General features: G+C 47.9%; 14 protein-coding genes. 2 read left to right on the forward strand and 12 right to left on the reverse strand.

Translation table 11 applies throughout. The features are described from left to right. Positions 1-38: 38 nt before the first annotated feature. From HX021_RS13120 to HX021_RS13175, 12 genes are all read right to left on the reverse strand, one after another. A complete protein-coding gene (locus HX021_RS13120) occupies positions 39-1,304 on the reverse strand; it encodes a FecR family protein (protein WP_286590843.1) in 1,266 nt (421 codons plus the stop codon). A 66-nt stretch (positions 1,305-1,370) separates the two neighbouring features. Further along, positions 1,371-1,970, reverse strand: a complete 600-nt coding sequence (locus HX021_RS13125) for an RNA polymerase sigma-70 factor (protein ID WP_286590844.1) — start codon at positions 1,968-1,970, stop codon at positions 1,371-1,373. 148 nt (positions 1,971-2,118) lie between these two features. After that, positions 2,119-2,889: an ABC transporter permease gene (locus HX021_RS13130; RefSeq protein ID WP_286590845.1), complete on the reverse strand. Its 771-nt coding sequence runs from the start codon at positions 2,887-2,889 to the stop codon at positions 2,119-2,121. After that, a complete protein-coding gene (locus HX021_RS13135) occupies positions 2,882-3,787 on the reverse strand; it encodes an ABC transporter ATP-binding protein (protein ID WP_286590847.1) in 906 nt (301 codons plus the stop codon). Before HX021_RS13135 ends, HX021_RS13130 begins: the two co-directional genes overlap by 8 nt. Continuing rightward, positions 3,787-5,064, reverse strand: coding sequence for an erythromycin esterase family protein (locus HX021_RS13140; RefSeq protein ID WP_286590848.1), 1,278 nt, complete (start codon positions 5,062-5,064; stop codon positions 3,787-3,789). The genes HX021_RS13135 and HX021_RS13140 overlap by 1 nt, the downstream gene beginning before the upstream one ends. Before the next feature lie 220 nt (positions 5,065-5,284). Then, the gene (locus tag HX021_RS13145; protein ID WP_286590849.1) at positions 5,285-6,898 is read right to left on the reverse strand and encodes a RagB/SusD family nutrient uptake outer membrane protein; all 1,614 of its coding nucleotides are present in this window, start codon (positions 6,896-6,898) and stop codon (positions 5,285-5,287) included. Between the two features lie 10 nt (positions 6,899-6,908). Next, positions 6,909-10,022 (reverse strand): SusC/RagA family TonB-linked outer membrane protein, encoded by a 3,114-nt coding sequence (locus HX021_RS13150; protein WP_286590850.1) that lies wholly within the window; start codon positions 10,020-10,022, stop codon positions 6,909-6,911. A 53-nt stretch (positions 10,023-10,075) separates the two neighbouring features. Beyond that, positions 10,076-10,522, reverse strand: coding sequence for a hypothetical protein (locus tag HX021_RS13155; RefSeq protein ID WP_286590852.1), 447 nt, complete (start codon positions 10,520-10,522; stop codon positions 10,076-10,078). Next, complete coding sequence (locus tag HX021_RS13160) at positions 10,482-12,737, reverse strand: GH92 family glycosyl hydrolase (RefSeq protein ID WP_286590853.1); 2,256 nt, start codon at positions 12,735-12,737, stop codon at positions 10,482-10,484. Before HX021_RS13160 ends, HX021_RS13155 begins: the two co-directional genes overlap by 41 nt. Positions 12,738-13,026: 289 nt before the next feature. Next, positions 13,027-14,793, reverse strand: coding sequence for a RagB/SusD family nutrient uptake outer membrane protein (locus HX021_RS13165; RefSeq protein WP_286590854.1), 1,767 nt, complete (start codon positions 14,791-14,793; stop codon positions 13,027-13,029). An 11-nt stretch (positions 14,794-14,804) separates the two neighbouring features. Beyond that, a complete protein-coding gene (locus HX021_RS13170; RefSeq protein WP_286590855.1) occupies positions 14,805-18,059 on the reverse strand; it encodes a SusC/RagA family TonB-linked outer membrane protein in 3,255 nt (1,084 codons plus the stop codon). Between the two features lie 233 nt (positions 18,060-18,292). Further along, positions 18,293-20,161: a hypothetical protein gene (locus HX021_RS13175; protein WP_286590856.1), complete on the reverse strand. Its 1,869-nt coding sequence runs from the start codon at positions 20,159-20,161 to the stop codon at positions 18,293-18,295. A 235-nt stretch (positions 20,162-20,396) separates the two neighbouring features. Between HX021_RS13175 and HX021_RS13180 the strand changes: the two genes are divergently transcribed. Both HX021_RS13180 and HX021_RS13185 read left to right on the forward strand, forming a co-directional pair. Further along, positions 20,397-20,726, forward strand: coding sequence for a magnetosome magnetite crystal formation protein family (locus tag HX021_RS13180; protein ID WP_286590858.1), 330 nt, complete (start codon positions 20,397-20,399; stop codon positions 20,724-20,726). 36 nt (positions 20,727-20,762) lie between these two features. After that, complete coding sequence (locus HX021_RS13185; RefSeq protein ID WP_286590859.1) at positions 20,763-21,185, forward strand: DUF3592 domain-containing protein; 423 nt, start codon at positions 20,763-20,765, stop codon at positions 21,183-21,185. Positions 21,186-21,187: the final 2 nt, after the last annotated feature.

The raw sequence follows: 21,187 nt of genomic DNA on the forward strand, positions 1-21,187 counted from the left end.
CCAGGTTACTTTTTGTTATCATTTCTACTGCATCGATCCTATCGTTGGTCTGCCGGGCTCACCTCTAGTGTCTGTTTTCCCTGTGACTTGTCCAGTTTAAAGTAGAGGCCACCTTCGGCTAATATTTCGAGCACCTCGTGCAATGGTTTATTTCGTTTTATCCGGCCATAGAAATGGGTCTGAGGAATCCCCGAACTATAATTTACGGCTACATTGTACCAGCGGCCAATCTGCTGGAGCGCCTCCTCCATTGGTGTCTCCTCAAAATAGAAGAGTCCTTCCTTCCAGGCAATGAAAGGGGCTGTATCCACCTGCTTCACCTTAATATTGCCTTGGTCGTTGCTGGATTGCTGGCCCGGTTGCAGGTACACGGGGCCTGAGCTTTTGCCATCGTTGTACAGTTTCACTTTTCCAGTGATCAGGGTTGTTCTGATCGTTGTATTTTCGGGGTAAGCATTCACGTTGAAGGATGTTCCCAGCACTTCAATATCCTGGCCGCTGCTCCTTACTTTAAACGGTCGGGAGGCATCTTTTGTCACTTCAAAAAAAGCTTCACCTTCCACGAACACTTTCCGTTCGTTTTGCGCAAATCTGACGGGGTACTTCAAGGAAGAAGCCGCATTGAGCCATACTTTGGTCCCATCGGGCAGGGTAATGTGGTACATGCCGCCCTCGGGTGTACTGAGCTCCAGCAGTACTTTGCTTGGATCTGCGGCAGCCTGGCCCTGTTTTCCTCCAGCGATTGCCTGTCCATTATCATAGCGGATTTCATCCCCCATGATAATGCCCGCGGCCTTGTCATTGAGCTGCACAAGGCTACCATCTGCCAGACGGAGTGTTGCCTTATTGCCACCTGGTAGCACCAATTCCTCACTTGTATCCCTTCCACTGCCAGCCATGAGCTGTTCTTCGGAAGGTCCCCTCCGTGGTGTCCATAAGAATAAGGAGAAAACCAACAGAACAGCAGCGGCAGCTGCCCAATAAGGCCATACAGCCCTAAACCGGGACTGTCGTACTGGCGGAATATCAGCCAATACAGACTCCTCCTCCGTTTGCTCCCGAGGAATAGACGCAGTTGCCAGAATCTGTTTTTTGATATTTTCAAGTGTCTTCTCCAGCTGGGCTTCCCGATTCTCTGCGGCGAAGGATGGTTCCAATAAACTAGCCACAAGGGCCGCATCAATCGCCTCATCATTGTCCGCATCTGAAAGTGCCGCCTTTAACCAGGCAATTTCTTCCGGCGAACAGTTTCCTTCTTTATACTGTTGTAGTAATTGGTCTATTTTAGATTTATTGGTATCCACCTTGATGTATTTTCATGTAAATACACCTCAAAAAAAATAAAGGTCTGCTCTTTGTATGATTTTTTTTCAATTTGTTGAAAATAACAAAAATGCCAAGAGCAGGGCAGACAATCCGTTGTCGGCTAAGGCTGTACTGCGGATAAATTTATTGGCTTTGACGATATGGTCCCGGACCGTTGATACCGAGATCCCCATTTCTTCGGCGATCTCCTGATAGCTCTTCCCTTCCAGCTTGGAGAGCCGGAATATTTTCTGGCGCTGACTGGGCAGCTTATTCAGGATCTGTTCGATCCATAGCATGGCTTCTTTGGAATCCAATGCCCGGTCAATGGTGTTTTCTCCTTCCATGGCACCATAGGCCAGCTGTACGGCCGATTCCATTTCCAATTTCAGGCGTCTTTTAAAATTAAAGGTAATATTACGTGAACAGGTAAACAGAAAAGCGGCAAAAGACTGCTCAGGGTCGATCTTGAGCCTATTCTCCCAGATCCGCACAAAGACATCCTGCAGCAGGTCCTCGGCCACAGTTTCATCTTTCAGAAATCGCAGGATATTGCCGTAAATAATCTGGCTATAACGGCGGTACAGGACATCAAAAGCCTGCATATCTCCACAGCGGAGCAAACGCAAGAGTTCATTCTCGGGCAGGTTTTGATGTATGTCCATAATTGATTATTTCAACCATGAAGTTAGTCACTTCACCCCAATAATTCAAATCAATTTTCTGAAAAGGAGCCCTGGTATGCTATTTTTTCATTAATTAGCCCAGCTAATCCCCATTGCTTCCGGATTAAGTGACCAGGTAGGGCTCCTGCTAAAACTGCCCTTTGCGCCGAAAAAGGAAGAAACTGATCAGCATAAACAAAGCGATCATCGCTATATTGCTATAATCAAGCCGTTCAAATGAATCCTGTTCATTCATGATATTCGCAAATGCTTTATAGGCGCCGGTGTAGGGAATAAAGTCGGCAAATTTTTTCTGTGCCACCATGATCGAGCATACCAGCATCAACATACTCACTCCGATGGGGTAAATAAAATTTCGAAGCAGCAGGCTCAATGCCAGCTGCAACATCGCGATAGCCGACAGTGTGATCAAAAGTTTCAGAAATGTATAAAAGATGACAGCACGATAATCGTAATGCTGAAAGCCCAGCTCCGGATAGCAGATACTGAAGACATAGCCGCTGATCAAAAATGTCGCATAGGCCAATAGTACAGAAAACAAAACCGTCAACAAGATCAATAAAGCTTTGGAAAAGAATATGTTCGCTTTAGAAATAGGCAATGTAAACAGTATTTTGTAATTGTTATTTTTATATTCCACATCACAGCAGGCATGTACAAACAGCGCTACCAGCAATGGATACAATAGATAAAAAAATTGAAAGACGTACCGTCCGAGGAGTACCTTCCAGGGATTGGGCACAGTGCTTACGGTTCCCGAGCTGACCAGCTCATAGACAATATACCCATCAATCAAAAGGATGAGCAGTACAGGAACGAGCAGCAGCCCGAAAATCTGCCGGTTCCGCAGGAGCTTATATTGCTCTGATAAGAAGGCGGTATAGTATGTATCAGTCATTGGACATGGCGATTAAGTTGATAAAAATCTGTTCAAGATCTGCCGAATGAGATTCGGCCGCATAGATGTCTACCCCCTGCTGGACGAGACATTTGATCATCTGGTCAAACTGCTGATCGTCCTTGACTTGGACGACAAGGCTGTCCTTGTCCCGGTCCGAAACGGGAAAACCCAATATCCGCAGCGCCGCAGCTGCATGCCCCGGATCGGCGGTACGTAACAGTACATCTCGCTCTACACGACTCAATAATTCATTTTTTGTCCCCTGGAAGATCATTGTCCCATTTTCGATGATACCAATATGGGTAGCGATTTTTTCCAGTTCACTCAGGATATGGCTCGAAAGAAATATCGTTTTTCCCTGCTCATGGAGCTGGCGAAACAAGTTCCTCATGTCGGCGATTCCCTGCGGATCAAGCCCATTCAGGGGTTCGTCCAGAATCAGCAGCTGCGGGTCATGGTAAATAGCCATGGCAATTCCGAGACGCTGCTTCATGCCCATGGACAGCGCACTGGCCTTTTTCTTTTTCTCCCGATGGAGATCAACCATTTCAAGCACCGCATCGATACGCTTGTTTCCCTTTTTATGAATAATATCCAAGTACTTTAAATTTTCAAAAACCGTCAGTTTGGTATAATAACAAGGAGCTTCGATCAGGTTTCCGACCTGCGCATGAATCGCTGTAGGGTTAGACCTGAGGCTATGGCCCTGAATAAAGATAGCATCCGCATGATCCTGAAGGAGTCCTAAAAGCAGTTTGATGGTTGTAGATTTTCCGGCCCCATTCCGTCCCAAGTATCCATAAATACTTTTGTCGGGCACATGTAAGTCGATATGATTTAAAATGGTTTTTGAACCGATTTTAAAATGAAGTTGATGTGTGCTGATACTCGCCATTATTGTTCGGAATAAGTAGGTTTTTTATTGATGTCTATATAGAAAATACCGTCAAAGAAGTCGCTCCATTTCCTATCTTCCGCAATTTGCTGGTTCAGTATGGAAACAAAAGACTGTTTGAATCGGGACTGATCTGGCAGTCCCTGCAGATCCAACAGGAAATAAGGTGATCCTGCCGCATGAAAAACATTTTCCACAGCCAGTTTACCGGGCCTGTCCAGCAGGCGGCCGTGATCGGCAGATCTTCCGTAAGAACTAAATCCCAGCATATAAGCCTGTTCACCGTACCTCTCTTTGAGATAAGCCCCCAAAGGCCGGTATTCCTTATTGTAAGGTGCCGAAAAAGCATGTATATTGGCACACCAGAGGATCACTTTTTTACCAGCATACAGCGAATCCAGCTGATAACATAGATTTTGTGCCATGAGCGAATCACGGATATGCATACTGGACAATGAACCCGCAGCATGCTGCCAGGTTCTTTTCAAATTATTCCGCATATCGGCCAGGTACTTCGCATAGACCTGCTGCTGTTCATCCTGTGCCAAAGCCTGTACTGCTTTTTCCAATCCCTCCAGCTCACTCAAAAACTGCTTTTTTGCTGATGAATCCAGCTGTCTATCGGCATATAGGGCAGAAGCCAGATAATACAGCTTCTTGAGCTGTTGCTGCAACATGGGGTAGCTGTCGAGATTGATCTTATTTTTACGGCAGTACGCTTCCAGCAGCTGGCCCCGCTGATCACGCAATGCCCCACCCGAAAACTGAATATCAAATCCTCCCAGGGTGATCGGGTTGGCGCTTCGTTTGGATTGCTGGTAATACGCCATGAGCGGCCTGTTTTCCTGCGTTCGCCACCAGAAATAAAATAAACCGAGACCAGGCCGTTCAATTTCAGGAACCAGCATGGTCGGTGTTTCCATTTCCCGGTTCATCACCCACATATCATACTGTCCGGCTTCATAGAGCACAATCTGATAATCCAGTTGCTCATGCAGCCAGCGGATCAGCCTGGCTTTGGCCCGAAAAGTCTCGCCATCATCATGGCGCATTTCGCCCAGTACCAAAATCCGTTTAGTTCTAAAGAGGCTGTCCAGCCCCTGTAGATCCGAAAAATTGCTATCCACCATTGCGATGCTGGAAACTACCTTTTTAAAGCGATTAGTCTCCGCCAGCAGCTCGGCATGACCAGGAACAGGGCTTTCATCATAGACCAGCCTATTCAATACCAAAATACAGGCTACGATAGCCAATAACGTAAGAAATGTACTCCGCATCTATTTAAGTTTATACAGTTTATATGCGCAGAAAAAAAATCACTAAGATCATTTTCCTTCACCTGGCTTTTATATAAGATGACAATTTTTGTCTTTTCCATAAATAATTTATAAAAAAACACAGTAGGCAAAAAAAAACGGCTAAGCGAGTTCGCTTAGCCGTTGCAACGGATCAGATCTTCAGCTCAAGAATTAAGATTTGAGCACATATCTCAGCAGGTTAATACCCTGGATTTTGCTTCAATGTTCCTTTGCTATTGTCAATCACTGCCTGTGGTATTGGCCACAGTTCATTTTTTCCTGCTTTGAAGGTTCTGTTTTCAGAGAAAAAGCGGTCCGTCAATGAACTGTAGGTCACTTTACCTGTTTTTGGATCTACCTTTCCTTTTGACAGGGCGCCATATACTGGACCATTCATGACATCTTTCGCTATTCCCCAGCGGATGATGTCAAAGCGGCGGCGGCCTTCGCCCGCCAGTTCCACACGGAACTCACGTCGTACAAGCTCCCGCAGTTTATTCTGGTCGCTGTACCGCGTCTTGTCCACCTTCGGCATGCTGGCACGCACACGGACCTGGTCAATAGCTTCGTAGACACTGTTGTCGATCTGCCCCAATTCGATCTTGGCCTCGGCATTGAGCAGCAGCATCTCCGCATAGCGCATCACAATGATATTGGTACCCACATTCCATAAGTTTTTATAGATGCTCGGGTTCTGGATATATTTTCTGTAGTTGTAGGCCGTGCTCGAGGCATTATCAGCTGCCGATGGAAAATCGCTCGATTTTGGGTTCAGCGGATCGAAGTACTTGCCATTGTAGGATGCACCGGGATACACAATCGTGGCAGCCAGCCGTGGATCTCTTTTATCATAAGGGTTGGATGGATTATACGATGTGGATTCTTTGATGGTCTTGCCTTCGGCAGTTTCGTAAGCGTCCAGCAGGCTCTGTGTGGGCACGATGGATCCCCAGCCACCCATTGAATTGGGCAGCATAATACCCAGCATGGTATAGCCCTGAACATTCATCAGGTACTCGATGTTCATCATCACCTCGCTATTGTTTTCGTTGGTTTCTTCAAATAGGCCAGCATAATTGTTAAACAGTTTGTACGTTCCGGAAGCTATAATTTCCTGGGTGGTATTGATCACTTCCTGGTGCTTCTTCTGAAAAGCATAACAGCGTGCCAACAACCCGAGGGCAGCCCCTTTCGTCATACGCGTACCGCCAGCGGTATAGCTCAAGTCTGCCGCAGCCTCCTTCAGCTCCTTCTCGACAAAGGCCAGCACCTCCTGCTGTGTATTGGCCGGAATAAAGGCATCTTCTTTGGCCAGGGTCTTGGTCACGATCGGCACTGCTCCGAATAAGGTTGCCATATCAAAATAGCGGTAGGCACGGATTACACGTACCTCGGCGATCAGGCGTTTCCTTTTCTCGGCATCCATCGGTGCTTTATCTATATTTTCCAGGATGTAATTTGCCCGGCGGATATGTTCGTAGGAATACCTGGATTCGGCATTTCCGGCATTGGTCGGAGTTGCCGTACCATTCCCCAGGGCCTGGAAGCCCTCCCAGGGGAAGTCACTGTTGGAGTTGTCCGAGGTACAGTCCATGTAGAATATCTGGGTACCGTCTTCCCAGGCCGAACCCTCGACAAGTTTTCCATCCGAACTGGTCCCGCTATATAGACCGGCAACAGCAAAGTCAGCCTCAGCCTCCGTTTTCCAGAAATTATCAGCATTAAAGGCATCCAATGGTTCCTGGTCCAGCTTCTGACAGGAAAACAGCAATGTTGCCAGGCTCAATGCGATTGTTATATTTTTAAGTTTCATGATTTTTCAATTAAAAGTTTACGTTTACACCAAAGACATTTGTTTTTACCTGCGGATAATAATTTCCTCTTGAATCTGCCGGTGCTTCAGGATCAAATCCTTTCGCAAATCCAGTAAAGGTCAACAGGTTCTGTCCGCTGTAATAGAGCTTGGCACCTTTGATGCCTATCCGATCGGTAAAGCTCTTGGGCAGGGTATAACCAAACGTAATATTTTTCAGGCGCAGGTAACTTGCATTCTGGATCCAGAAGTCTGAAGGGGTACCCGATGGGTTGTTTTGTGACCAGCTGGTCAGCGCTCTCGGCATCGATCCATTTGGATTGGTCTCCGCATTGAAGCGGTCCGCATAGATTGTCGTTGGCTTGTCCGATCCGGAGATACCACCGATGGCTTCCCCCCAAAGGTAGCCCTTCACTTTGGCGGCTCCCTGGAAGAACAGGCTCAGGTCAAAGTTCTTGTAACTCATGTTTGTGGTCAGACCAAAGATATATTTCGGATCTGGCGAGCCCAGGTAAACACGGTCATTTCCGTCGATCTTCTTATCGCCATTCTGATCCTTATAGATAATATCTCCGGCACCAATGTCACCATTTACCCCCAGGATACCGCTATTGGTATATTCTTCGTCCGAGCGGTAGATCCCGGCCGATTCATAGCCGTAGAAAGAGCGGATCGGCAATCCCTGTTCATAAACGTAAAATGTACCATTGACCTGCGCTTCATCACTTGCCCATTTTTTGATCTTATTGTTGATGTACGAACCATTGGCAGCAATGCTGTACTTGAAATCACCTATGCTATTGTTGTAATTGACCTGCAGTTCTACCCCGTTATTTTGCACTTTACCTGCATTTTGGAAAGGTGCCGGTAAGCCATAGAGGTTCGAAACCGGAAGTTTCAGCAGGACACCATCCGTACGACGGTCAAAATATTCGAATACAAAGCCAAGGTTGTTTTTAAAGTTGAGGTCCATACCAATGTTGGTACTGGTGGTGGCTTCCCAGCGCAATAAAGGGTTGGCCGACTGTACGGTGGCACCTCCGGAGCTCACCTCCGGACCAAAGGGATAACCGAATCCCGGTGCAATGGTAAATATTCCCGGGTAATAAGCATCGGCAGACGGATAGGCATTATCTGTCGTCGCTGCCAGTTGCTGGTTCCCCAATTTACCCCAGCCCCCTCTCAATTTCAACTCTGATATAGCATTGGCCAGTGCGGATTCCTGAAAGAAATCTTCTTGGGAGATACGCCATCCTGCAGAGAAAGAAGGGAATGTACTCCAACGGTTGTTTCCCAAGAAACGTGAGGTACCGTCGCGCCGTACATTTGCTTCCACTAAATATTTATCGGCAAAAGCATAATTGATCCGGCCAAAGAAAGATCTTAAGATCAATTTTTGGGCACCACCATCCACTTTCATCCCATCCTTGCTCCCCAGGTTCAGTTCCGAAAAATCATGATTCAAAAACCCTTGTGCATAAGCACTTGAGAAATCAGCCTTGAACGTTTCATCCATAAAACCGCCTAAGAGGTTAAATTGATGTTGACCAATTTTTTTGTCGTACGTCAGCAAAGTCTGGAAAGTCAGCCGTTCCGACTGAAAGTTATACACGGTCAGATTGTTTACCCCTTGCTTAGGTCCCAGGTCTCCATTTTGCTCATAATACTGGATATCTTTGACAAATTTGGACGACATGTTGTCGATAGGCTGGAAGCCGATCACCTGTTTGACCTTCAGCCCTTCCAGGATCTTGAATTCACCCGAGAAATTGACCTGCGTATGTTTGTAGATCATGTTATCCATCGATTCCTGGTCCATCCAGGCGATCGGGTTACCATCACTGCCCCGGCCATATACCCCATTACTATATTTGTAAGGAATAAAATTCGGGATCCGATTGACCTGTCTGAAGATCTGCGCCATATCACCGGTATATGGATTGACCGGTTCGGTGATCCGTTGGTAGTTGTAGGCCAGCCCCAGGTCAAACCGGAGTCTTTCGGATACCTTTGCCCCCACATTGGTACGCAGGTTGTAGCGGTCCGAGTTGGCGATCTTGATCACCCCTTTCTGTCCCAGGTAGCCACCTGAGGCCATGTATTGCACATCCTCTGTTCCACCGGTCACCTGCAGGTTGTGCGACTGCTGGAATCCCGAGCCATTGTACAATAAGCCTAACCAATCGGTGTTGGGATGTCCATCCGGGTCGGTCCCATTTTTAAAAAGTTCGAGGTCCTCATCTGAAAAGCGCAGCGTCTTACCCTCATTTTTAAGGGCTTCGTTCAAGATCTGGGCATGGTCATACGAGTTCATATATTCCGGCAAACGTGTTGGATCCTGCACCCCGGCATAACCCGAGTAGTTCAACTGGGGTTTCCCACTGGCTCCTTTTTTTGTCGTGATCAAGATGACCCCATTGGCTGCTTTCGATCCGTAGATGGCCGCACTGGGACCATCTTTCAGTACCGATACACTTTCAATATCATTGGGGTTGATATTATTCATCGAACTTTCGATACCATCTACGATCACCAAAGGGTTGGCATTGTTGATGGTCCCCAGTCCACGGATCCGGATGGTTCCGTTATCTTTACCGGGCTGACCCGAACTTTGATTGATCGTCACCCCTGAAAATTTCCCCTGGATTGCAGAAGAAACATTGGTCACCGGACGATCCTCCAAGTCTTTGGATGTGATCGCCTGTACTGCACCCGTTAGGTTCACTTTCTTTTGTTTGGCAAATCCGACGACGACCACTTCTTCCAGTGCCGAATTGTCGCTTTCGAGCTGCACTGCAACCGTGCGGCCCGTGACCGTCACCTCCTGGGATTTATACCCTACACTGGTGACCACCAAAATATCACCCGCCTTTGCCTTGATCGAAAAGGCACCTTGGGCATCCGTAGAAGTGGATACTGAAGTTCCTTTGACCGCTACTGTAGCGCCAACAACCGGGCCGTCCGCAGCGGTGACTTTACCCGCAAGCTGATCCTGATCAACCAGATGGATGGAATTCTTAAATACAGTAGGCATTTCCGTTGCATGCATACGTTGCGATGACGCGACAAGAAGAGCAATAGCAAGCAGGCTCACCTTTTGGTTACTTGTAAATGTTGAAATCATAATTAAATAGTTAGTAAAATTGAGTCTGTCAGTTCAGTTTAAGATTGACTAGTTCAGGTCCTTAAATTAGAGGGATATTCCCGGTCAGCAAAACCGCCGCCCAACGAAATCGATTGCGTGAATAGCGCAATCGATTGTTTTAATTCACAGAAAAACACTTCTGTCACTTTTTCACGGTAAAAACTCGTGCAACCGATAGCATAAAACGCCTGTTGGCCCCCGTTCTTTTCCATGGAGCTCCTTTCAAGCACACATGCGAAACGCAGTACCGCCCCAGCTGCACAGCATAACGGATACCTGCCGCCAAAAGCTTTACTGCCACTGGGGAGCTGCATAAAAAAAGTCCATTGGTCCGAAGACCAATGGACTTTTTTAGACGGGCAAGGCCGCCACTGATGCTCTAAAACGGCGATCCTGCTCCATGCCCTGCCATGGATTGTTCTCTCCGCTGAAATGGGGTTAATGCCCCCAGCTTTTATTGGCCTTGTCTCCCATGACAAATTCCAGGGTTCCGCCCTTCAGGATGTCCTCATGATTCAACTGTGGGCTGTCAAGAGGCTGTCCATTTAAGGTCGCTGACTGGATGTATTTATTTTTTGCTGAGGCATTCTTTCCGATAATCACAAAAGATTTTCCGTTGGGCAGAGCAATGCGCACTTGCCGGAAGAAGGGCGACCCGATGCTATAGGATGTAAGTCCGGGTGTGACCGGATAGAAACCCATCTGTGAAAAGACCACAAAGGCTGACATTCCGCCCCCATCTTCATCACCGGGCACGCCCATCAGGTCATTTCTAAACCATTCACCCAGCAATTTATGAATACGTTTTTGTGTCATCCAGGGCTGACCGGCATAGTTATACAGATAAGGGATATGCAGGGCCGGTTCGTTGGCCATGGAAAATTGGCCGACATTGCCTGTATGGTCCGGAAGCTGCGCATAAAAATCAAATTTAGACCTGCCCAGTGGCTGCTGGAATAGCTCATCCAGGTACTGGATAAACAAGTCATTGCCCCCCATCAGTTTGATCAGATCCGGGATGTTGTGCTGTACATCCCAGCGGTAGATCCAGGCATTATTTTCACCATAATATTCACGGGCGCCCTGTCCTCCCGAGAAGACGTAGTCAAAAGGCATGATAAAATTACCTTGCTCATCTTTGGGATGGAAAAATTTGGTCTGTTCATTGAACAAGTTTCTATAGTTGAACGACTGTTTCATAAACAGGTCGTAATCGGCTGTTTTCCCCAGTTCTTTGGCCAGCTGTGCCAGGCACCACAAGTCGTAAGAGGTTCCCAGGGTTACCGCCACCGGCTGCCGTCTTTCAAAGTCGTGCACTTCAGGAATGGTTTCTTTCTCACCCGGGTGCAGGGCCGGGATATAGCCTTTTTCTTTAAAGAAGGCATCCATTTTTCCGGCAGGCTTACCCGACCAAGGGGCCAAGGTCTTTTCGGTAATCGCCCCTTTTGCCGCTAAATATGCTTTCTGTATATCAAAATTGCGGATACCTTTGCGGTACGCATCCAGTAAAGTGGCCACGCCGTGGTTGGAATTCATGCGCCTGCTGTCGCCCGTAATTTCCGGAAAAGTCGGCAGCCATGGCTGCGCCATCTGTTCAGACATCCGGACAAATGAATGGAGGATCAAGGCTTCATTTTCCGGATCCAGGAGCACACGCAGGGGATGATGCGCACGGTAAGAATCCCAGATCCAATCGTCCGTAAAAAACGGCTTTCCCTGGTCCTGATGAACCTTGCCGTCAAAGGCACTGTAATAGCGGCCATCTTCGGAGATATTGACCGGGCGCTCATAGGTGCGGTACAAAGAAGTATAGAAGACATGTTTATCGGACTCACTTTCACCTTCGACCGCAATTTTCCCAAGGGCCTGGTTCCAGATCTTACGGCCTGTTTCGCTCAGTTTCTGCTGATCAAAATCCTTAATTTCCCGTTCCAGGTTGGCCTTTGCCTGTGCCACATCGATAAAGGAAATACCATATTTCATCTTTAAACTTGTTCCCGAAGGATCAAACTGCAGTACGATGCAGGAGTTTTTGCCTGAAGCTTCAGTCGCTTTTTCCAACTGCCCGCCCTGCAATTTACTGACCGCAACAGGTTTGGATTCCGGTACCGCATAGATATACACCCGGGTACCATTACCAATATCCTGCTGACCAGCAAGGCCCACACCATCCCATTGGAGCTTACCATCCTGTGAGTTGAACTGCAGGTATTTTGCCGATGCCCCCGGAAAGGTAAAGGTATACATCCCCGACTGATGCGATACCGCATAATCCACCTGGATATCCTCCTGATCCAACAGGACAGCATAAGCATACGGATGAATTTCCTCCTGATCGTAACTGTACAGCTGCACTGGCTTTAGATTTTCGGGCAGTTTCACCATGGGGCTCAGGTTAAAGGCCGATTTTCCCCGGTGGCTGGTCACGATGAGCGGAAGGCCAAACAGGCGGTCCGAAGTATAATCCCCGCGCTCGGGATAAACCCGCAATAAGCTATTGGGCAGATGCACCGTCGGGTAAGTCGGCACCAGCAAATGGCTGATATTGCCCATATAAGGGTTGACATAATCGACATACTCTTTCTCGCTCTTAGCCTGAGAAAAACCTTTTAGCACAACGAGTGAAAGAAAAGAACAGCAGCCTAGGGTGCGTAACCATGTCTTTGTTTTACGTTTGATATTTTTTGTTTGCATTTTAGACAATTAAGTGATCGATGGTTTAAGGGCAAAATCGATGTTTCGCCCTTAAAGGTAATTTTTTTTGACTAATTTCCAGTAAAATACTGCTACGCGGAGGCACAAAATTTGGATATGCACCGAGAAATAAACCTGAAGAAATTGAAACGTAAGGTCGCTGTTGTCCATAAAGAACTTTCAGGATTAACGGCCGGATTCATTGGTTTATCGTTTGGGGATAGGTAAAAAACATCCCCCTTCATTTTGTCGTGAAGGGGGATGTCAAGTATCAGAACCGGGACTGCCCTTATTTTGTCCAGCCCGGATTCTGCGTCAGGTTGTTGTTTTTCACAATTGCTGCCGCAGGGATCGGATACAGGTATTGCTTATTGTTGGCATCCCAGGTCCTTGGCACCGCCTTATACCATTCGAGGTGCTTATCAGCCGTCATCGTCTGGAAGTTTTTGTCCTTTCCACCGATAGCGACTTTAGCCACCCCTTTCGGTGCGGTGATGGATGATGCCTCTTTGCTTCCATCGTAGAAGATCACATCCGGTGTACCATCGTGATCCAGGTCCATCAGTTGCTCCAAGGCAGGCACATAGATTCCCGTCCAGGGCAGGTTGGCCATCAATGGTCCCAATTTCCATCTTTTCAGGTCATTGAAACGAAATCCTTCCAGGGCCAGCTCCACTTGTCTTTCGCGACGGATTTCCAGCAGCACTGGATTGTTCACATCCGGGAAGAAGGTGTTTTTCAGGTAAGCATCCACTTTTGTCGGCAGTGTATTGTTTCCACTCGTGATCCCAGCACGTGCACGCAAAGCGCCAATGGTTTTGGACCAATCAGCATCTGTTAAGGTTCCAAGCTCCTGTTTTGCCTCGGCATAGTTCAGCAGGATTTCAGCATAGCGCATCAAAGGTACCGCATTGGTATTGTAGGCCCCATTGTCGTAATACGGGTCATCCAGGGTATACTTGATCGGCTGGTATCCCGTGTAGGTATAGCTGGCAAAGTTTGGCGGCGCTGCTGCCCCACCCCGTGTATAGCCAGGCGTACGGATCAATTGTGCCAGGCGGTAATCCCGGTCTTGGCATTCTTCAAAGAACTCTTCCGTTTTATAATTGGGGCGGTCCGTATAAGGAGTTCCATCCACATTGAGGAAACTATTGATAAACGGGCGTACCAAGCTCAGACGTGGGCCATAGGTTGCCGAAGTCCACCACCAGTTGGCATCATTGAGCAGCGCCTGGTCCTTACTGAATGCAAGGCCCAACATGACCTCCTGTTTGACCGGCTGGTTGCTGATAAAAAGCTGGCGTTGTGACATTTTCGGGTCACTGCCCACATACAGACTATATGGGCCTGTCTCCATCAAAATTTTTCCCGCATCGACGGCCATCTTGAAGAAGTCTTCCGGTTTGGTGGCCAGGTTCAGCTGATGGTATTTTCTAAACGTGCCCTCAAAAAGTGCCACACGGGTCTTCAGCCCCAATGCAGTCCATTTATTGATCAAGGTACCATCACCACCATCACCAGTGATATTGGCAAAGGCAAAGTCCAGATCTTCCATGATATGTTTCATCACCAGCTCCCTGGAATCCCGGGGTGCTTTGAGGATATCCGTTTCATCCACACTCAGAGGGTGATCCACCCATGGCACATCTCCAAAACGGACCACTTTTTCAAAGTAAAACCAGGCCCTAAAGAAGCGGGCAATGCCGATATAATTATTTTTAACCGCATCACTGAGGTTGGGACTTGTACATTTCACGATCATCTGGTTGATGTTCCGCAGCGAGGTCCAGGTCCAATCGGTACTGATCTCGGCGCTATAAGCTCCGTTTACCATAAAATCATTGAGACTATTTACTGCCGCATAATCAGCCATGGCATCCCCCTTAAAGGCATCACTCCGGGAAGTGATATTGCGGTAAAAGGAGTTGCTGTAATTCTGCAGTCCGTTTTCCGTTCCAAAGATATCCTCTTCGGTAGCCGATGCCTTGGGCAGCTCATTCAGTTCACAGGAACTCAATAAAACCGCTATCATAGGTATAAATAAGATTCTTTTCATTTCAAAATACATTACAATCCAATGGATAAGTTAAAACTGATACTCTTCATGACCGGATAGTTGAATCCGTCGCCACTATTGGAACTACTCACATCCGGATCCGATTTCAGCAAGTTGCCCACATCCAGATCTTTGGTCTTCTTATAGAGCGGAGACCAGGTCCAGAGGTTTTCGCCTGACAGTCCGGCACGCAGGCTGCTGATCTTCAGTTTGGAAGTCACCGATTTCGGGAAGCTATACCCGATCTGGATATTTTTCATACGGATATAAGCGATGTTCTGCAGGTAGCGGGTCTGTGGCGTTGCCTTGATTGACTCGTTGTAACCCGCATAGCGTGGGAAATAACCGTTCGGATTGTCTTCGGTCCAATAATTATTGAGGTGCCATTCAGGCAGGTTGTTGTATGGCCTGTTGTACTGCCCCCAGAAAATAGACTCGTTGCTCGGGTACCAGTTTTGTTTTCCCACCCCTTGGAAGAAAGTCGAGAAATAAACATTCTTCCAGTCCATATTGATGTTGAAGCTATAGATATAGCGCGGTTCGAAATTACCGATGATGGTCTTATCGCCGTGGCTATAGATGGTATTGTTGCCATAGTCGATCACACCATCGCCATTGAGGTCGGCAAAGCGCACGTCACCCGGGTAGATGATCCCCGAATTGGAGGATTTGATCACCTTTTGGGTTGGTGCTGCGTCGATTTCCGCCTGATTCTGGAATAGACCCTGTGTCACATAGCCCCAGATTTCACCCAGTTGCTGACCTTCATAATAGCGGTCCGTTTGGTTACGGTCGGTCTGCAGTAATCCTTCTTTATTCTCGTAGCGGTCAATGGTGGACCTGTAATCGGCCAAGGTTGCTTTCACCGACCAATTGAAGGGACTGTTGTTCCATTCAAATCGGTCCTTGTAGGCTACGCTCAGCTCAAAACCCTTGGTGGTCATATCCGCATAGTTACCTTTGGGAGACTGGGCTCCAAAAATATCCGGCAGTACCGCACTGAAGGTGTACATGTTGAGAGTCTTACGTTGGTACATATCCCCGGTGAAAGTCAAGCGGCCATCGAGCGATGAAAAGTCAATACCAAAATTGGCCGTACGGGCTGTTTCCCAGGTCAGGTTGTCAGGAATCACCTTGGGCACCTCGGTATACGAAGGTTTCTGTCCGTTCAGCAGACGGTCCATGATCTTGATCTCGTAGAGGTCCATATACGAATACGGGTCCACATTTCCATTTCCGAGCGAACCATAAGAAGCGCGGAGTTTTAAGTCCGACACAATCCGTTTGTCCACGGTGAAGAAGGGTTCTTCCGAGATGCGCCATCCCGCAGATGCGGAAGGGAAAAATGCCCATTGCTGGTTGACCGGGAATTTGGAGGAACCGTCATAGCGGCCATTAAATTCAAATAAGTAGCGATCTTTGAAAATATAGTTGGCCCGCATGAACACGCCCACATTCCGGTACTTGTTATATCCTGCCGTGGCCGTGGTATTCTGGCCCAGGGCCAGGTTGATGTTGTCCACATTTTCCGTCAGGAGCCCCGTTTTGTTAATGTAGTTCGAATGATAGACCCGCTGCTCATAGTTGTAGCCCAGCAAGCCCTTGAAATAATGGTCACCTATGGTTTTCTCGTACTCACCGTAGAGGTTACCAAAGAGGTACTTCCATTTTTGGTCCACCTGATAGATATTGTTGTTCATGGCTGTTTCCAGCTTCAGGATCTTACCTTCCTGGGTGCTGTAAGGTACCGGAACACGGACACGCACCGAGTTGAAATCGCGGTTTCTAAACGTCAGGTCCCCCTTGATCCGCAGGGTATTGTTCAGGAATTTCGTTTCAAAGGAAGTGGTATTGCGGAGGTCCCTATTTTCGCTATCCGTGCGGTTTTTACCATAGATAAAATCCCCCACCGAATAGGCTGCCGAGAAGCTGAGTGAGCCATCGGGATTGAATATTGGCGAAGAAGGGTGTCCTTCATCGGCGATATTACGCCAGATGTTTCCACCTTCACCTGCTGTCGTCGGGTCCCGGTATTTGGCATAGTTGTAATCGATATTATTGCTGACGCGCAACCAGTCGTTGACCTGCAGGCCAGCTTTTGCCCGGGTATTGTATGTCTTATATTTATCGCTGTTGTAGCGGTACATGCCGTTATAGTCATAGGCACGGCCAGAAATGTAGTAGTCCAGCTTTTCCGAATTGCCGCTGACCGACAGGTTATGGTCCTGCACAAAGGTATTGTCTTTGATCAAAGTGCCATAATAGTCTTCATTGCCGTAGTACACATAATTGCCCTTATCGTCAACCGTGATTTCCTCCGTGATGCCCTGCTCTTTGCGACGTTTGAATTCTTCGAGCCAGTCGGTTGTAAAAATCTGCGTTTTGTTCAACTTGCTCGGGATGGAAGAATAATTGTTCCAGGCATTATAGGCGGTAAAGAAATGAGAGGCATATTCATAACCGTCGGTGACGAAATTAGGTCTTGCGATCGGTTTCTGAAAAGATCCACTTCCCGAATAGTTGATCGAGGAGCGGCCCGATTTGGCTCTCTTGGTCGTGATCAGTACCACCCCAAAGGTCCCCCTTGAACCGTAGATGGCCGAAGAAGAAGCATCTTTCAGTACCGAAACATTTTCGATGTCATTGGGATTGAGTGAAGCCGGATCCCCTTCTACCCCGTCAATCAGAATCAGGGCACTTCCCCCCTGTCCAATGGAGGTGGTACCCCGTATATTGAAACCTGGGGCACGGTTAGGTTTACCGTCCGCAGGTGTTACATTCAAATTGGGAATTACCCCTTGCAGCATCTGGCTTGCATTTCCGAGCACACGGCCTTCGAACACCTCCGAGCCAACCTGATCCACCGCCCCGGTGAGGTTGGCTTTTTTCTGCGTACCATAGCCCACCACCACCACTTCTTCCAGTTCGGTGTCTTTGGATTCCATCACGACTTGGATATCCGATCCTGTAACCGTAAGGGTCTGTTCCTGATATCCCACGAGTGTCAGCTTGAGTTTTTGGCCGGCACTGGCATCGATGCTGAACTGACCCGAAGCGTTTGTTGAAGTCGTTTTTTGGTTAGCAAGGTTGGTGACCGTCACCCCAGGCATCGCGGCTCCATGCTTGTCCCTGACCACCCCTTTTACGGTCGACTGGACTGCAACAGATTGCGTCTCTTTGGTCAATTTGGCATAATTATGCTCCACATTAGCCCAAGTAGGGTATGAGAGACCCAATGCCATACTGATTAGTAATGTTTTCTGCATTTTTAGTCTGGTTTAGAAATTTGCATCAAAATTGATGCTTTCACTTGGTTTATAATTTACCGTAATGTTAAGAAATTTTTAATTAATAAACACATCCCTTCCTACTAAACAGGTTTTGTATATATTAATTTCATAAAAACTTAACCCCAAACTGTATTTATGACAGAAATATCGTCAGCCGCAACGAATTTTTCGGCAGGATGCAGCTCCAACCTACCCGTTGTTTGACCATCCTATTTTTTGGTGATCGCCGTCAAAAAATCCTCCAGGTCCACCTCCTTCCCGAGGCCAAATTTCTGCTTGAGCCGGTATTTGAACATCCGTACACTTTGCGGTTCCACATGGAGGACCTGTGCCATTTCCTTGACACCCATTTTCAGGTGAATATAGGTACAATACTTCATGTCCAGGGCTGTCAGCTTCTGCACTGCCCGTTCATGGAGCCGGTTAAAAAAATCGGGGTGCAGCTCCTGGAGCTGCAGTTTGATATCTTCAAAGCCGGCCTGCATCAGCAGCTCCTCTTTGATCAGCTTTTGGACATCGGCGGTCTCACCACTTTTGAGGGTATCTTGGATCTGTTTGAGGGTATCATTCCTGCGTTCGATGATCAGCGAATTGGCCAGGGCCTCCTTTTCCAGCTGCTGCCTTCTGAGTTGCAGCAGTTCCTGTTCGGCCAGCAGCCGGGCCTGCTCTTCTTTCTCCAGCTGGAGCTGCATGCGGGCCTGCTGTGCGGCATCTTCTTTTTCGCGGGTCAGCTTCTGTTCGCGTTCCATTGAATAACGCAAGCGAAAATGATAAGAAACAAACATAAACACGAGGCCAAACAGCAAGGCGATCGCCATCCCGCCGTACAGGTAGTTCTGCCTACGACGGAAGCTTTCACGCTCTTTGAGCTGTTGGAGTTCCGCATCTTTTTTAGCCGTCTCATAATGTACTTCCAGCTTTTGGGCGTTGAAGAGCTGCTGCTCGTTGAAAGATTTTTTCAACAGTTCTTCGGCACGTTGCTGATAGGTATAGGCCAATTGCGGATCCTTCTTTTGCAAGGATAAGACCGCCAGTTCTTTGTTGACGGTATATTCCAGTTTAAAATAATCCCCTGGCGCCTGCATCAACTGGCCAAGCCCCTGCAATAGGTACTGTTCAGCAAGGCGCAGGTCGCCCCGCTTCCGGGCAAAACCGCTTTTGATCCCGTACACGTTCATCCACTTCTCCGAGGAGGCCCCTTTGCTGTTCAGCTTCCCCTCAGCCATACCCAAATAGGCATAGGCCTGACGTTGGCGTGCGGCAAGATCCCCAGGGGCATACTCCAGGTAGTAATTGGCCAGGTTGATGCAGGTGATGACAAAAGTGTTATCGCTCAACTGGTCCGGATACTGCTTCAGCAGCGCGAAGGAAGCGTTCAGATAATGGAGGCTGCTGTCCAATAAAGGCTTCGCCTTAGTTTTTGCATAGCGTGCCAGGAACATGCTTGAGATCCCATTGTTGCTGTTGACCTGCAGATTGATGTTGGCCGCTTCCAGGGCTATCTGCTTACAGTTGCGGATATACTTTTCCATCTTTTCCCCATCCTCCCATTTGCTGTAAGCCCCGTAGAGCAGGTAGTAGAGCTGGTACCGCGTGGTCAGGTCGCTGCTCTTTTCACTGTATTTCAGTCCGCTGAGCGCATCTTTGACCACTGCATCAGGCATATTCATGCTGTTGCTCAGATACGCCTGAGCCCGGTAAGCCACGGCCAGCGATGCATTCTGCTTCGATTTCTCAGCGTATTCCATACTCAGATCGGCCATTCTTTTGGCCTGCAGCAAGCTATCCATCGCCGCATAGCCATTGCTCTGGGCAGCATAGAGATAAGCCAGGTCTGCCGCTGCATGCGCCTTGGCCCCCGCCTGCTTTAACAAGGCCAGCGCTTCAGCCCGCTGGCCACGCAGCTGCAGCTGCTCCATCTGCTCCAGCACTGCTCTGGTTTCAGCAGTCAGCTGCTGACCCCGCACCGATACGACGGACAGCACAAAAATGATTATAATGATTAATTTCATCCTTCGATAATTCTTTCCATATGCTCTTCCTGCAGCAAGTTCATGCACAATAAACCACGAACTCATGATGCAGGCAGTTTGCAGATTATTCCAAAATAATAAAAAAATAAAGCTTAGGCGAATCCATAGGCCTAAAAAGCAGCGCAAAACAACCTTCAAAACCAGTTCACTGTCAATCCCTTACCCTACATGTAGATACTTTGTAGATAGCCTATCGATTGCTGTAGATGCTTTGTGAAACCAAAAAATTTAATATTCATTTGTTTCTATGCAGCTTTGTCTAAACAAAAAAACACAGCTTATGAAACCGAAAGTGCAATCGATCTTAAGTTATATTGGCATCCTCTGGCTACTGGCTTATTTTGGTGGCCGGGAAGAGCGGAACGAACTGAGCAGGTACCACCTGAAACAAGGGCTCGGCCTGTGGATCCTTACCGTCCTGTTCAACCTGGTCCTCTACCTATTGATCCTGAGCATCCCGACCCTGGGCAGTCTCCTGGGTCTGTTGGGCCTTATTTTTTTTATTTTCATGATACTCGGCATTATCGCCGCAGCCAATGAGGTCAAGAAACCGCTCCCGATCATTGGCAAGATCTTTGAACGCCGCTTTAATTTCATTGACAGGTCTTAACCCACCTGCAAACCAATACATCTGGAGGACATGAAAATGGCAACAATACTTCACGGGATTCTTCTGCTCATTGGCGCAGTGCTGCTGCTACTGGGCCTGGTGCTCTTTTTCTCCGCACGGAAGTTCCGCGACAAGGGCGTCAAGACACAAGCTACGGTCATCGACAATATCCCGTCGCGGTCTACTGATGACCATGGTACTTCACAGCTATACACACCCCTGCTGGAGTACAGCATTGGCGGGAAGACCTTCACGTATACACCCAATAGCCGGTCCAATCCACCGGCCTACGACATAGGCGAGAAAGTCCCAATTGTATACCGACCCGACAACCATCACGATGTCCGCATCGTCGGTTACTGGGGTATTTACCTGGGGAGTAATATACTATTTGCATTTGGGCTGCCTATGTTTTTGATTGGGCTCGGCTATTTTCTATTCAAATACGGAATCATCTAGTG

Source organism: Sphingobacterium sp. N143, assembly GCF_030325625.1.
Classification (GTDB): domain Bacteria; phylum Bacteroidota; class Bacteroidia; order Sphingobacteriales; family Sphingobacteriaceae; genus Sphingobacterium.

Bases quoted from the DNA above. Each gene is read 5' to 3' on its own strand.
- HX021_RS13125 (WP_286590844.1), bottom strand. From the start codon at position 1,970: ATGGACATACATCAAAACCTGCCCGAGAATGAACTCTTGCGTTTGCTC.
- HX021_RS13130 (WP_286590845.1), bottom strand. From the start codon at position 2,889: ATGACTGATACATACTATACCGCCTTCTTATCAGAGCAATATAAGCTC.
- HX021_RS13135 (WP_286590847.1), bottom strand. From the start codon at position 3,787: ATGGCGAGTATCAGCACACATCAACTTCATTTTAAAATCGGTTCAAAA.
- HX021_RS13140 (WP_286590848.1), bottom strand. From the start codon at position 5,064: ATGCGGAGTACATTTCTTACGTTATTGGCTATCGTAGCCTGTATTTTG.
- HX021_RS13145 (WP_286590849.1), bottom strand. From the start codon at position 6,898: ATGAAACTTAAAAATATAACAATCGCATTGAGCCTGGCAACATTGCTG.
- HX021_RS13150 (WP_286590850.1), bottom strand. From the start codon at position 10,022: ATGATTTCAACATTTACAAGTAACCAAAAGGTGAGCCTGCTTGCTATT.
- HX021_RS13160 (WP_286590853.1), bottom strand. From the start codon at position 12,737: ATGCAAACAAAAAATATCAAACGTAAAACAAAGACATGGTTACGCACC.
- HX021_RS13165 (WP_286590854.1), bottom strand. From the start codon at position 14,793: ATGAAAAGAATCTTATTTATACCTATGATAGCGGTTTTATTGAGTTCC.
- HX021_RS13170 (WP_286590855.1), bottom strand. From the start codon at position 18,059: ATGCAGAAAACATTACTAATCAGTATGGCATTGGGTCTCTCATACCCT.
- HX021_RS13175 (WP_286590856.1), bottom strand. From the start codon at position 20,161: ATGAGTTCGTGGTTTATTGTGCATGAACTTGCTGCAGGAAGAGCATAT.
- HX021_RS13180 (WP_286590858.1), top strand. From the start codon at position 20,397: ATGAAACCGAAAGTGCAATCGATCTTAAGTTATATTGGCATCCTCTGG.
- HX021_RS13185 (WP_286590859.1), top strand. From the start codon at position 20,763: ATGGCAACAATACTTCACGGGATTCTTCTGCTCATTGGCGCAGTGCTG.